Source organism: Chryseobacterium sp. G0162 (assembly GCF_003815715.1).
Lineage (GTDB): Bacteria > Bacteroidota > Bacteroidia > Flavobacteriales > Weeksellaceae > Chryseobacterium.
Window position 1 is genome coordinate 524,839 of sequence record NZ_CP033922.1, and the last position, 13,079, is coordinate 537,917.

The window sequence follows — 13,079 nt, forward strand, 5'->3', positions numbered from 1 at the left end:
AATTGATTGTATAAAGCTATTCAATTGATTCTCCAGAAAGCTTGTCTTATGGCAAGAATCGATGATTATAAAAGCTCAGATTCAATGACTTTATTTTATATTTGTAACATTCATCTATTCATAAGCAATAGTATTAAAAACAATAACTGTATTACCAATGCTCAATCAATCATTAAAAAAACCGATCCTTACCGCGTCTGTATTTCTATACTCGGTTACGGCATTCGCACAAAAATCGCCGCTCAATATTCTTCCATCCGGACATCTGGTTGTTCAGGCTGAAGTGGAAGGTAAAAAAGGAAATTTTATATTTGATACCGGAGGTGGTGTCAATCTTTTTCTTAACAACTTCTCCAAAGACCTGAACCAAAAGGAATCCTATAACTTCCTGACTGCTTTCCGCGCTACGGGAGAACAGCTTACAGTTCCTATGTTCAAATCAAAAGAGATCATTTTTAACGGTAAAAAATTTAAAGATACCTGGTACGCTACCCACAACATGGAAATAAAAGGAATTGACGGTCTTATTTCGCTTCCCATGCTTTATGATACGGAATTCATTATAGATTATACCACTAAAGAAATTGTGTTTCCAAAAGAGAAGCTAACCGGAAAAAAAGTAGTAGATATTCAACTGTCTACCAATGCAGACCAATCTCTGGATATCACGACCTATATTAACGTCAACAATATTAAGATCAATGTTCTTCTGGATTCCGGTGCTGGTAATGATTCTTTCTGGCTGAGTGAGCGTCTTATCAATACGTTAGGAATTAATAAAGAAGGTCTTCAGCTTATTGAAAAGAAAAGCGAGTTCAATCCTTCGATTATCAATAAGTTCTACAAAGGAAGTGTACATTCCGTTTCCAACTCTTTTACCAAAGTCGAAAAACCCAATGTACTTTTTGTTGAAGGCTTAATATATGAGGGAAAAACAAGCATCAACTGGCTGGGCAAAAAGCTTGGTTTTAATTTGAAAGAAAAGAAAATCTATATTTTGGATTAATTATTTTCAATGGATATACAAAACAAAACCTGCCTCTGGAAGAGACAGGTTTTTACTTTACGGAAAATCAATAGGATCTTATATTTTTACATCAATATAATTGATCCAGACTTGCTCCCGGTCCTGAGTATTAAAAAAATTCTCAAGTAAGTATTCATGGTTATAGTTTATTTTTTCGTCGAAATATAGTTTTCCATTCACATATACTTTTACATTTTTTTTCAAATCCACTGTTTCCGGTGAGATATTGATTGAAAATGACTTAACATTGGATGTTTCAGCCCGGAAAACATTATTTCTATATTCTGCTTTTATTTTTCCAGATTTCCTTGGGAAATCAAATGCATTTTTATCAACATTCTTCACGATTAAACTATCTTTTTCATCATAAGCCAGCCATTTATTGATTTTAAAGTTCAATTTTTTGTGCCAGTGGGCTTTCTTACTTAGCGTATCCAGTTTGATATTAGAAATCCAGTCTATATTTCCATTTCTTTCATCATCCAATTCCCACGAAATATCTTTGGGAAACGGATTTCTTTTCCGGTTTTTCAGGTCTTTAAAAAGAATCTGATATGCTGGTTCCGATTCGTCAAACTGTGGAAACCAATGTGGAAACCCATGGTAGCGATATTCTTTATAATCAGCCTGTATTCCGTTCATTAGCTTTTTAAAATCATCATTTGCGTTTTGGGGATAGTAATAATCCTTATCTGTTGAAAAGCTCATCAATGAGCGGTTTTTAATATTCTCTACAAACGTTCCTCCTGTGAAAACTTTAGGATAAGCATTAAATCCGTAAAACCCTGCAAACGGCGTAGGCTGCTTCATCAGATAGGAAAATGAACCCGTTGCTCCATTCGAATGTCCTGCTATAAAAACTTTGTTATCATCAATATTAATCGTCTTTTTAATCTGTTTAAGCATTTCAGGAATCATAAAAAATCCATCATCAGACAACATCCAGTTATATTTTTTACTGGCTCTCGGAAAAACCATAATAACATTATTCTGATCCGCATATTTCTTATAATATCGGTTCCAGCCATCTAAATTCCAGCCAGCCATCTGATAATCTATCAGCTCATTATTTCTTACAGCCCCATGAAGAAAAAACAGTAAAGTATATTTCTTTTGAGGATTATAATTTTGAGGAAAATGAATAAAAAATGAAGTGGTAGCAGAATCATTTATTTTAAATGCAATAGAATAATCACGCTCCTTTTTCGGTAGATAAGGAGTAAGATTTCTGATTTCTTTATACAAAGCCTCAGAATCTTTAATTTCCTTTAACCTGTTTTTATTAACATTGTAAAATTCATTTTCTTTTTCTTTCAACTCATTATAAAATTGAGTTTTGTATTTCACCGCCTGCTCCTTCAATGAAGTCCATCTTGGATCTGACAACAAATTTTTGTACTCTTTTTCAGCATCCTTTTCCAGAATATAATTCCAGCCAGGAAAGCTGTACCCAACGCCTTTTATTGAGGAAAGTGGTATAAGATACTGAAATGCTTTATCATTACTTTTTAGTTTTGAAGCCAGAATTGATGCGCTATACAATCCATCGCTATCTATATTTTCAGGATAAATTCTGAATGCCTCTTCATATAAATCAAGTGCTTTTTTGTACCCGGCTTCATCTTTAGCTTCCTCCATTACTTCCGAGGCCTTTTCAGTCAATGCAGAATAATTTTCCTGCGCTCCTACCAAAAGACCCAACACCATCAGAAGCATCGTTATACCATATTTCATCAATAAAATTTATGAGACAAAACTAATAACAACAAATCAGAAAAACTTGTAAAAATGGAACATTATCATTTAAGACAACAGATGCCAGAAAAGTGTATCTTCCTGTCCTAATACAGTTCCTTTAGAAAAAAAAGATTTCGGAGAATTTTCAGTAAGATTTTTATAAGTCTTATTGAAATGAGATTGGTCGTTAAAATTAAATTCGTGCGCAAGCTCTGTAAAATTACGATCAGGATCTTCAAAAAGTTTCTTATTAATAGTCTGCCTGAAAAGAACAATTTCGTTGAATTTTTTAACAGAAACGCCCAAATAGGTCTGAAAAAGGCGGTTTATATGTTGCCGGCTGACGCCAATTTTCCTCGAAAATACCTCAACTGAAAAATCTTCGTAATGATTGAAAATATAATCAATGGATTTTTCCAGGATGGTGTGTTCGAATCTCTTGAATCTTTTCTCAAGAAATCCATCCAATAGACTTTCTTGAATCTCAGTATCTGTTGTTGAGAAAATTTGACTTAATTCATGCTGGGTAAAAAATTCATAATCTGTAATATAACCGGAAAAATCTAAGTCTCCATAAAACTGATGAATTCCTAAAGGATGGAATACAACAACAATTCTATGCACTTTTCCAGACTGTTTTACATGCAGAACCCTTTCCCGGATGGGTGTAAAAATCTGACATGGAAGAGCCGTTTCTTTATAAACCACTTCTCCGTTTTCTAACCGGATATGAGATTTGTAAAGAGAAATCGAGTTATTAAAGTGCGGAAAACATTGAAACTCATTGATAATATTATCTTCCTTAATGTCCAGATAATAATATTCAACGTATTTACTGACAATAGCGTTTTTGGGTTTGAATGTTTTAAAAATTTCCTGCATTTCTTTTCATAACAATTTTGTGTAAAATATTACCGAACAATTAAATATACACAATAATTCACTACTTCACAAACCTATGAAAAAATATAAAAATAAAAACTGCTTCATTCGGAAACAGTTTTTAGTATTGATGGAATTTTATTCTCCTGCCGGTTCAAATAATTCGATTTTATTACCTTCAGGGTCTATAATATGAACAAACTTTCCGTATTCATACGTTGCAATCTCATCCAGGATTGTAACGCCTTCCTTTTTTAATTCTTCTACCAATGCTTCAATATCTGCCACATGATAATTAATCATAAAATCCTTTACTGAAGGTTCAAAATATTGAGTAGACTCTTTAAATGGACTCCATAGCGTGTATCCTTTTTTATCAGATTCGGCTTCTCTCCAATCAAATTTAGCTCCATAGGGACTGGTTTCCACTCCAAGATGGGTTTTATACCAATGGTTTACCTGTTCCGGATCTTTACATTTAAAGAATATCCCTCCTATTGCGGTTACTTTTTTCATGCCTTTTATTTATTAAGTTTTCTATATTAAATCAATTTGAAATTTCACAAATATATCAATGTTTTCATTATACATTTACGAATTTAATTAAAGTTCTAATGTTTAATAGATTCATTTGCAAAAAAATATACAATGTATATTTTATCGCCATTGAAACACAAATTATTTTATTCTATGGACTATGTGGTTAAAAAAAATCTAACCACATAATCACCTAGTTTTTATAGGTATTAATTCTTTATTTGCAGCAAAATCAGCCGTTGCATCTTTTTGAAAACTTTAATCTTTTTTGCGTTCTAAGAACAGCATGAAAATAAAGTTTATTCCTTTTAGATTTCCGACAAATTTTAGTATCGAAAAAGAAAAAGCGCACCTAATAGGTGCGCTTTGTATCATTAAAAGCTGAATGATTAGTGTAATTCAGCTAAATATTTTTCTGCATCCATTGCAGCCATACATCCGCTTCCTGCTGCTGTAATAGCCTGTCTGTAGATATGATCCTGAACATCACCCGCAGCAAAAACTCCCGGAAGATTTGTTCTTGTAGAACCTTTTTCTGTTACAATATATCCGTTTTCATCAAGATCTACCTGACCTACGAAGATATCCGTATTCGGTTTGTGACCAATAGCGATGAAAATTCCTTCAACATCTACCGTAGATTTCTCCTGAGTTTGATTGTTGATGATTACAGCTCTTTCTACCAAACTGTTTTCTCCTTCAATTCCAATTAATTCATGGTGAAATTTCACTTCAATATTCGGAGTGTTTTCTACTCTGTGAACCATTGCTTTTGAAGCTCTGAAAACATCTTTTCTCACTAATAAAGTTACCTTTCTGCATAATTTGGCAAGATAAGTAGCTTCTTCAGCTGCTGTATCTCCTGCTCCTACTACCACTACATCTTTTCCTCTGTAGAAGAATCCGTCACAAGTAGCACAAGCAGATACACCACCTCCTGCATATTTTTTCTCATCTTCAAGACCTAAGTATTTTGCGGTAGCTCCTGTAGAAATAATTACCGTTTTTGCTAAAATCTCTTTGTTTCCAGCATATAATTTGTGAACACCGCCCACTTCTTTTGAAAACTCAGCTTTAGTGATCATTTCGTAATGCACTTTGGTTTCAAATCTTTCCGCCTGCTTTTGCAGATCCATCATCATTTCAGGACCTGTAATTCCTGCTGGATACCCTGGAAAGTTATCAACCTCAGTAGTTGTAGTTAATTGTCCACCTGGCTCCAAACCTGTATACAATTCAGGTTTTAAGTCTGCTCTTGCTGCATAAATAGCAGCTGTGAAACCAGAAGGTCCAGATCCAACGATCACACAATCTAAAATGTTTTGCTCCATAATTTACTTGTTCGAAAAAAGATATAATTAAATTAAGACCGCTAATTTCGTAATTTTTGCCGTCTTTTTAAAGTTATTTTAATGATAGTTGTCAATAAGAGATATGCGGATTGTCAATGAAGATATGAGATAAGGATTTTATGGGATGCAGGATACAAGATGGTGAGATTTGTGATGCGAGTTAATAAAAGCTGTTGATTTATTTTTAAGAGATCTGTTCTTGTCTATTATCTCTCCGTCTACCTCTCCTCATTCCTCAGCCTAAACACTAAATCTTCATTTTAATCTTATCTACATTGATAATCTTATACACCAGTTCCTTAATCAGTTCTGCTTCTCCCATATTCACCGCTCCAAGGCCTTTTCCTTTCATATCAAACTCTCTCAAAATAGAAATAACTCTTGTAGCATGTTTTAAAGGATACAATCTTGCACTTTCTGCATAATCTTTCACAAAATAAGGATTCACTCCCATTTGAGAGGCTATTGTTTGTGGGGACTGCCCTGCCATCGTCTGGTAAATAATTACGTTAGAAAAATAGTTGTAAAGGCTTGCCAGCATCATCACAAAAGGATTGTTCTTGGGATTCTTCCCCATAAAATGAGCAATTTTAAAGGCCGTATTTGCATTTTTTGTTCCCAGTGCCTTCTGAAGTTCAAAAATATTGTATTCTTTACTGATGCCAATATGGTTTTCGACGATAGTTCCGTCAAGTATTTCTCCTTCTTTAAGAATGATCTTCAGTTTATTTAGCTCATTGGCAATTCTTGAAAGATCGTTTCCAAGATATTCTGCTAAAAGGTGGGAAATATTAGGAGCCGTTTTGATGTTAAGCTTAAGGCACTCATCAGAAATCCATTTCGGAAGGTTGTTTTCTTTTATTGATTCACTCAGGAAAAGTGCTTTCGCTTTGTCCAATGCTTTAGCCGCTTTTTTTCTGCTGTCCAGCTTCTTATGCTTATGAGCAAAAACCAGTACTGTAGAAGGAACAGGATTTTCAACATAGGCATCCAGAATTCTGTTTTCCTCTTCATTAAACTTCAGATCCTGAGCTTCTTTTACGATTATCACCTGTTTATCTCCCATCATAGGAAACTGTCTTGCCAGGGAAAGAACTTCCTGATAAGAAGTATCTTTTCCGTAAGTAACGGTTTGATTAAAGGCTTTTTCATCCTCTTCCAAAAAGTTGTGCTCAAGGGCTTTTACAGCAACATCAATAAAGTAGGCTTCTTCTCCGTGGAAAAAATAAATAGGTAAAACTTCTTTATTTTTAATATTTTTGAGGATTAAATCTAATTCTTTCATCTTATTAATGGAACTTCCAAAACTGAATTTTCAGGAAACTTTTGATTTTAAATTCAAGAAAGACAAAGATAAGTTTTTTATTTATGATTTGGTTCGTAAAACTTATCTGCTGCTCACTCCGGAGGAATGGGTAAGGCAGCACTGGATTCACTATTATCTTACGGTAAAAGCCTACTCTGCATCGGCATTAATCACTGAAAAAAAGATTATTCTCAATGGCTTGACCAAAAGAATTGATCTTTTAGTTACTGAAAAAACAGAGCCTGTCATCCTGATAGAATGTAAAGCCCCGCAAATCAAGCTAACCGAAAAAACATTTGAACAGACCGCCAGATACAACTCTATTATCGGAGCTAAGGAAATTATTTTAACCAATGGACTTCAGCATATTAATGCTTATTACGAAGACGGACAGTATCAATTTTGCCGCCCTCAATAAAGCGTATTATATAATGATAAATGTATGTTAAAACGATAGATAATGGTATACTTTTGGGTATTCTCTAATTAGTTTTAAAATACAATTTTAGTCATGAAAAAGTTATTAATTGTGGCAGCCTTAGGAGTATTCACATTAGGCTTTTCACAAAATTATTACAATGATTACAGAGGAAGCGTTTCTTCTATTAATTGGGGTCAGGTAGCTATTTTTCTGGGCTTAAACAGAAACCAGATCAATCAACTGACTGTATTGAATAACCGTTATCCGGATTACAACTCATGGAATCATGTCTATGCTAAAGAACCTAACAGATGGTACAATGACCGATACTATGAAATTGAGAGAATAATGACCCCTGAACAATACAAAAAATTTTATTCAAGGTATTATAGCGGCCAAAATCCAAGATTGAAATATGATAACGATTACAGAAGATATCAAAACAGATCCCAAATGTATGACAGAAGGCTTGACGATCATCATGATAGACATCGCGAACATCATGGATAAACAATAATATAAACCGGAAAATTTCTTCCGGTTTTTTAATGTTCGAATATAAAAAATGTATGCTGATTATTCTCCATCACGATAAAAATTGTTTAATTTTAAGACATAATAATTCGTATGAAAATTAAAAATATAGTATTCGATTTTGGTGGTGTATTAATGGATTGGAATCCAAGGTATTTTTTCAAAACCTATTTCAATGATGATGAAAAAATGGAATATTTCCTGGAAAATATCGTTCATGATGAATGGAATATTGAACAAGATAGAGGGAGAAGCCTTTCGGAAGGAACTGAAATTCAGGTAAAAAAATTCCCAGAGTGGGAAAAGGAGATTAGAGCTTTTTATGATAACTGGACGGTCATGTTGAAAAGTGACATCCCTCAGAATGTTGACGTCTTAAGGAAACTAAAAAACACAGATTATCAATTATTTGGATTAACCAACTGGTCTGCGGAGACCTTTCCTTATGCTTTGGAAAATTATGATTTCTTCCAGCTTTTCGATGGAAAGATCGTAGTTTCCGGAACAGAAAAACTGATTAAGCCTGATCCTAAAATCTGGCATGTTTTGTTGGAAAGATATAACATCCAGGCAACAGAGTCTGTATTTATTGATGATAACCCCAAAAATATTGAAATGGCACAATCAATGGGATTCAATACCATTCATGTTCTACCGGATACGGATCTTAAGCTGGAACTGATAAATATGGGTATCAAAATCCAGTAGTTTTACTATAAATCTTAAAAAAAATCCTCAGTTAAGTTATTTTCATTAATTTGGCTGAGGATTTTTTATGAATATGAGAAAAATTTTACTTTTATTTTTATTTATTGTGATCAACTTTCATGCACAGAGCATTGAGAACCCGGAAGCGTTCAAAAAATGCAGCAAGGAATTCAACAAAAAAATCTGCCTTTCAGATGAAGATAAAGACGATATTCCATATTATCTTGATAAATGTCCAAAAGAAGGAGGCCCTATTGAAAATAACGGATGCTTATGGCCTGATGCTGATAAAGACGGAGCACCTGATAAAGATGATTGGTGTCCTACTGTTGCAGGTCCCATTGAAAATCAAGGATGCCCATGGCCAGATACTGATGGAGATGGCGTTTTGGATAAAGATGATGCCTGCCCGGCAATAAAGGGAGAAAAGGAATATAACGGATGCCCACCTCCCAAAATGGGCTGCATCATGTAGAATAACCTATTTCAGACAAAATACATCATTTCCATGTGAACAGTACCCAAATCTTTGTAAAAAACATGAAGAAAATCACTTTTTTGCTGATCTTTTCAGGAGCTTATTTTTATGCTCAAAATACTGAAGATAAGGAAGCATTCAAAAAATGTAGAAAAGAATTCAATAAGAAAATTTGTCTTGCAGATGAAGATAAAGACAATCTTCCTTTTTACCTTGACAAATGCCCTACCGAATCCGGCCCAATAGAAAATCTTGGCTGCCCATGGCCTGATACTGACAAGGACGGCATATTGGATAAAGATGATGCCTGCCCCGCTATTCCGGGACTTCCTGAACTGAATGGCTGTCCCTCTAAAAAAAACGATTGTAAAGAATATCGGGAAAAAGCTAACACAAGATTCCAAAAGTTCAAAACAGATTATGCTGATATTGAACCAATATATGATAAGATCAACACAATAGCCTTAGACTACATGATGAAGGGCTACACCAAAACGTTGGCAAGCAAAAGTTCCTATATTTACATCAAGTATATTAGCAATAATGCTTATTTTGATGAACATTCCTGCTATGATGGAACTGATCCCGAATACAATTTTTTGATCACAAAATTCTGGAATAAAAATGTTCTTGAATATGCTCATACAAAATATGGTAAGGACATCTATCTTTCCACAAAATTCCCATATGAAGATTTAAATGCATTGCGTGCCAACAATGAAACATTGGATTATATCATAAAATATTATGACCAGGAAACCATGAAAATAAAAATTCCAGGCAAAAATAAAAGTACAATCGGTGCTAATTTCTCAATGCCTATTATTGTCACATTCATTAATCCCTACCTAATTAAAGTAGAAGACGCTAAAAAAGAGATGATTATAAGCTATGAATATAAAGATGGCCAATGGAAATTCAATAAACAACAACCTGACAATTAATCATATTTTGAATGTATGAAGTCATTTACTTTTTTTCTGATACTTACCGGAGCCTGTATTTACGCTCAAAATACTGAAGATTATGAAACACTCAAAAAATGCCGTAAGGAATTCAACAAAAAAATTTGTCTTGCAGATGAAGATAAAGACAATCTTCCTTTTTACCTTGACAAATGCCCTACCGAATCTGGCCCAATAGAAAATCTTGGCTGCCCATGGCCTGATACCGATAAAGATGGGATAATAGATAAAGATGACTTTTGTCCAACAGTTGCAGGTCCCATTGAAAATAAAGGCTGCCCGTGGGAAGACACAGATGGTGATGGAATTCTGGATAAAGATGATAAATGCCCTACTATTCCAGGTCCAGCTTCCTCCAATGGCTGTCGTGTAATTTCCTGTACTTTTGGTTACGAACCTAACATCCTGATGGAAAAATTCGATATGGATGTTCAAAATATTGAGGAAATCTATAACCTTGTGAATAAAGAAGTAATAGATAATATTGTACAAAAACTTCCTAAAAAAGATTTTGTAGACTCAAGAACTTTTTTCTACATCCGATATATAGACCCTAAATCTTATATTGATGATAATACTCCTGATGATGGGATTTCCCCAGGATACAATTTTTTGATCACCAGATTTTGGAATCAAAATGTACTTGAATATACCCGAAAAAAACACAGTAAAAACATCTATATTTCAACAGCAATGCCATCTGAAGACCTTGAAAAATATCATAAAATGATAGATGGCAAAACGTTTGACTATATGATGAAATATTATGATTCGAAATCTACCAGGATAAAAATACAGGGAAAACAAAATGCAACCTTTGAAAACCCTATTCAGATCATGGTAGACTTCATTACTCCTTACAAGATAAAAGTAAGTAGCTACCAAAATAACACAATATATGAGTATAAAAATAACAAATGGCAAATGCAGAAAAAGAAAAATCCATAACCATTTATTTTTTTAGGTAATTATATACAATTTTACACTAATGCGGTTATCTTATTCCTATAACTCTGTCATTCTGAATACAGACTGAAGGTCTGCGAACGTAGTTCAGAAGTGAAATGAAGAATCTAAGCGATATTATGAGATTCTTCCTTCGTCAGAAACCGAAGATTCGACGTAGTCAATGACATCGATGTAAAATTGTATATAGCCACTTTTTTTTATTAATTTAGATTATTATTTAAACAAACATGAGGAGCTTTATTTTTTTTCTGGTATTGACAGCAACCTATTTTCAGGCTCAAAATACTGAAAACAAAGAGGCTTTCAAAAAATGCCAAAAAGCATTCAGTAAAAAAATCTGCCTTTCAGATGAAGATCGTGACGGAATTCCTTTTTACCTTGATGCATGTCCTAAACAATTGGGTCCAAACCAAAATAAGGGCTGCCCGGTAAAGGTAATACCCCATAAAGATACCACAGAAGTAGCTGAATTAGGTGATGTTATTATCCTTGGATTCCGTAAGCCCCCACCTAGAGGATGTGGTCAGATCATCCATGCAGATTCGCTTAAACTCAAACCAAAAACAAAATAATATGATACGTTCAATCTTATTAACCGCATCCATTATCGCCTCAGGAACCCTTTTAAGCCAAAACCTTAAAACAGTTTCCTATCAGGACGGTTTGCAAAAGCTGAAAGGTTTAATCACGTCCAATGCAGGAAAAAAACTTCCGGGAGTTTTGATTCTTCCTGCCTGGAAAGGAATTGATGAAGAAGCTAAAACAGCAGCCCTTGAACTTGAAAAACAAGGTTATATCGCTTTCATCGCTGATATTTATGGGGAAGGGAAAATTCCAGCCAATAATGAGGAGGCAGCCCAAAGCTCTGGATATTACAAAAAGAATTATGCAGAATATCAGAAAAGAATCTCATTAGCGTTGGAACAACTGAAAAAGAACGGAGCTATTGCTAATAAAACAGCCGTTATCGGATATTGTTTTGGGGGAACGGGTGCATTGGAATCCGCAAGAGGAAATTTACCTGTTGTGGGAGTAGTTTCCATTCATGGAAGTCTGGGAAGAGATCAGAGCAGAAAAAATGAAAAGATAAATGCTAAAATTTTAGTTGAAAATCCTGCAGATGATAAGAGTGTAACGCCTGATGATTACAGTAACCTCATCAAAGAAATGAATGAAGGAAATGCAGACTGGCAGATCATTACTTACGCTCATTCCAAACATACTTTTACCGATCCTAAATCACCGGATTATAATGAAATAATGGCTAAAAGAGCTTGGAATCATACATTAATGTTTCTGAAAGAAATACTGAAATAAATTCAAGATAATAAGATATCAATGTACTAATGCTTGAAGTAAGATCACTATTCATTAGTACATTGTTGTTATATGAATGAAATTTTAAATTATTGCGGTTTTGCTTCTAATTCAACATCATATTTCTTAGTAGAATATTTTGTTAGTGAACCCGTTGCTGCATCAATTCCAACCCCTATGGCACCCCCAAAAAGAATATTTAGAAGTGTTACAGCATTAAAATTCTTATCCAGCTTTACTTCCTGATTATTAAAACCTTCTTTTTCAAACGTTACCATTTGCTTACTCAATGACCTTGGAATTTTTGTGGTACAAGGAGTTACACATTTTTCAATTCCTTTATGAAATACTGTTGCTCCTTCAGGAGTAGAGTTAAAGGAAATTTTGTCATTAGTTCCTGTAAAAATAGTGGCGCAAGATGTAGTGGAAAGCGCGATCCCTAACAATAATACAATTGATAGATTGTTCTTCATATATTTTATTAAAAAGTTAAGTCTGCCGACTCATTTTTTCGGCGCGTGAACTTACAAAATAATTAGTAACAACCGGCATCAACCAGCGATAATATCTTTATTAAAAGAATAACTCACTGATTATCTAACTATTTTTTTGATTGTTTTGAATCTAAAAATATTGTATTCAACCTTAAAACAAAAAAACCGTCTCATTTTAGAGACAGCTTTTTATCTATTTTCTATTGTATTATAGCTAGATCTTCACCAGTATTCTGTTGAAAGGTCTTTCAGCTTGGTTTTTGTCTTTTCTACACCATCATTACAAATACATTCATCCTTTTCGTTTTCCAAAGCATGATAGCTACAGGAAAGACGTAGCCAATGGGCTCTC

At 34.0% G+C, this 13,079-nt stretch carries 13 protein-coding genes and 2 pseudogenes; 9 read left to right on the forward strand and 6 right to left on the reverse strand.

All coding sequences use genetic code 11. The annotated features are described in order from the left end of the window. The first annotated feature begins 157 nt into the window (after positions 1-157). On the forward strand, positions 158-1,006 hold the full coding sequence (locus EG344_RS02515) for a hypothetical protein (protein WP_123908132.1): 849 nt from the start codon (positions 158-160) through the stop codon (positions 1,004-1,006). A 78-nt stretch (positions 1,007-1,084) separates the two neighbouring features. Here EG344_RS02515 and EG344_RS02520 read toward each other — a convergent pair whose 3' ends face one another. The 5 genes from EG344_RS02520 to holA all read right to left on the reverse strand — a co-directional run bounded on the left by EG344_RS02520 (position 1,085) and on the right by holA (position 6,820). Then, entirely contained in the window at positions 1,085-2,761 is a 1,677-nt protein-coding gene (locus EG344_RS02520) for a hypothetical protein (RefSeq protein WP_123908133.1), read from the reverse strand. Positions 2,762-2,830: 69 nt separating this feature from the next. Then, on the reverse strand, positions 2,831-3,646 hold the full coding sequence (locus EG344_RS02525) for an AraC family transcriptional regulator (RefSeq protein WP_123908134.1): 816 nt from the start codon (positions 3,644-3,646) through the stop codon (positions 2,831-2,833). Between the two features lie 138 nt (positions 3,647-3,784). Beyond that, complete coding sequence (locus tag EG344_RS02530) at positions 3,785-4,162, reverse strand: VOC family protein (RefSeq protein ID WP_123908135.1); 378 nt, start codon at positions 4,160-4,162, stop codon at positions 3,785-3,787. A gap of 410 nt (positions 4,163-4,572) precedes the next feature. Then, positions 4,573-5,514 (reverse strand): thioredoxin-disulfide reductase, encoded by a 942-nt coding sequence (gene trxB / locus EG344_RS02535; protein WP_123908136.1) that lies wholly within the window; start codon positions 5,512-5,514, stop codon positions 4,573-4,575. Positions 5,515-5,782: 268 nt separating this feature from the next. After that, positions 5,783-6,820 carry a DNA polymerase III subunit delta gene (gene holA / locus EG344_RS02540; protein ID WP_123908137.1) on the reverse strand — a complete coding sequence of 346 codons (1,038 nt, stop codon included), beginning with the start codon at positions 6,818-6,820 and terminating at the stop codon, positions 5,783-5,785. Between the two features lie 7 nt (positions 6,821-6,827). On the opposite strand from holA, the gene EG344_RS02545 reads away from it, so the two are divergent. From EG344_RS02545 to EG344_RS02580, 8 genes and pseudogenes are all read left to right on the forward strand, one after another. After that, positions 6,828-7,259, forward strand: coding sequence for a type I restriction enzyme HsdR N-terminal domain-containing protein (locus EG344_RS02545; RefSeq protein WP_123908138.1), 432 nt, complete (start codon positions 6,828-6,830; stop codon positions 7,257-7,259). Positions 7,260-7,352: 93 nt separating this feature from the next. Beyond that, positions 7,353-7,772 carry a hypothetical protein gene (locus EG344_RS02550; RefSeq protein WP_123908139.1) on the forward strand — a complete coding sequence of 140 codons (420 nt, stop codon included), beginning with the start codon at positions 7,353-7,355 and terminating at the stop codon, positions 7,770-7,772. A 117-nt stretch (positions 7,773-7,889) separates the two neighbouring features. After that, positions 7,890-8,504 (forward strand): HAD family hydrolase, encoded by a 615-nt coding sequence (locus tag EG344_RS02555; protein ID WP_123908140.1) that lies wholly within the window; start codon positions 7,890-7,892, stop codon positions 8,502-8,504. A 193-nt stretch (positions 8,505-8,697) separates the two neighbouring features. After that, positions 8,698-8,961: pseudogene (locus EG344_RS24190) on the forward strand (thrombospondin type 3 repeat-containing protein); the annotation flags it as partial. Between the two features lie 83 nt (positions 8,962-9,044). Further along, a complete protein-coding gene (locus tag EG344_RS02565) occupies positions 9,045-9,926 on the forward strand; it encodes a hypothetical protein (RefSeq protein ID WP_123908142.1) in 882 nt (293 codons plus the stop codon). Between the two features lie 135 nt (positions 9,927-10,061). Continuing rightward, positions 10,062-10,313: pseudogene (locus EG344_RS24195) on the forward strand (thrombospondin type 3 repeat-containing protein); the annotation flags it as partial. 830 nt (positions 10,314-11,143) lie between these two features. Further along, the gene (locus EG344_RS02575) at positions 11,144-11,488 is read left to right on the forward strand and encodes a hypothetical protein (protein ID WP_123908144.1); all 345 of its coding nucleotides are present in this window, start codon (positions 11,144-11,146) and stop codon (positions 11,486-11,488) included. Between the two features lies 1 nt (position 11,489). Next, positions 11,490-12,233: a dienelactone hydrolase family protein gene (locus EG344_RS02580; RefSeq protein WP_123908145.1), complete on the forward strand. Its 744-nt coding sequence runs from the start codon at positions 11,490-11,492 to the stop codon at positions 12,231-12,233. A gap of 89 nt (positions 12,234-12,322) precedes the next feature. Here EG344_RS02580 and EG344_RS02585 read toward each other — a convergent pair whose 3' ends face one another. Continuing rightward, positions 12,323-12,706 carry a PEGA domain-containing protein gene (locus tag EG344_RS02585; RefSeq protein ID WP_123908146.1) on the reverse strand — a complete coding sequence of 128 codons (384 nt, stop codon included), beginning with the start codon at positions 12,704-12,706 and terminating at the stop codon, positions 12,323-12,325. Positions 12,707-13,079 lie beyond the last annotated feature (373 nt).

Bases quoted from the DNA above. Each gene is read 5' to 3' on its own strand.
- EG344_RS02515 (WP_123908132.1), top strand. From the start codon at position 158: ATGCTCAATCAATCATTAAAAAAACCGATCCTTACCGCGTCTGTATTT.
- EG344_RS02520 (WP_123908133.1), bottom strand. From the start codon at position 2,761: ATGAAATATGGTATAACGATGCTTCTGATGGTGTTGGGTCTTTTGGTA.
- EG344_RS02525 (WP_123908134.1), bottom strand. From the start codon at position 3,646: ATGCAGGAAATTTTTAAAACATTCAAACCCAAAAACGCTATTGTCAGT.
- EG344_RS02530 (WP_123908135.1), bottom strand. From the start codon at position 4,162: ATGAAAAAAGTAACCGCAATAGGAGGGATATTCTTTAAATGTAAAGAT.
- trxB (WP_123908136.1), bottom strand. From the start codon at position 5,514: ATGGAGCAAAACATTTTAGATTGTGTGATCGTTGGATCTGGACCTTCT.
- holA (WP_123908137.1), bottom strand. From the start codon at position 6,820: ATGAAAGAATTAGATTTAATCCTCAAAAATATTAAAAATAAAGAAGTT.
- EG344_RS02545 (WP_123908138.1), top strand. From the start codon at position 6,828: ATGGAACTTCCAAAACTGAATTTTCAGGAAACTTTTGATTTTAAATTC.
- EG344_RS02550 (WP_123908139.1), top strand. From the start codon at position 7,353: ATGAAAAAGTTATTAATTGTGGCAGCCTTAGGAGTATTCACATTAGGC.
- EG344_RS02555 (WP_123908140.1), top strand. From the start codon at position 7,890: ATGAAAATTAAAAATATAGTATTCGATTTTGGTGGTGTATTAATGGAT.
- EG344_RS02565 (WP_123908142.1), top strand. From the start codon at position 9,045: ATGAAGAAAATCACTTTTTTGCTGATCTTTTCAGGAGCTTATTTTTAT.
- EG344_RS02575 (WP_123908144.1), top strand. From the start codon at position 11,144: ATGAGGAGCTTTATTTTTTTTCTGGTATTGACAGCAACCTATTTTCAG.
- EG344_RS02580 (WP_123908145.1), top strand. From the start codon at position 11,490: ATGATACGTTCAATCTTATTAACCGCATCCATTATCGCCTCAGGAACC.
- EG344_RS02585 (WP_123908146.1), bottom strand. From the start codon at position 12,706: ATGAAGAACAATCTATCAATTGTATTATTGTTAGGGATCGCGCTTTCC.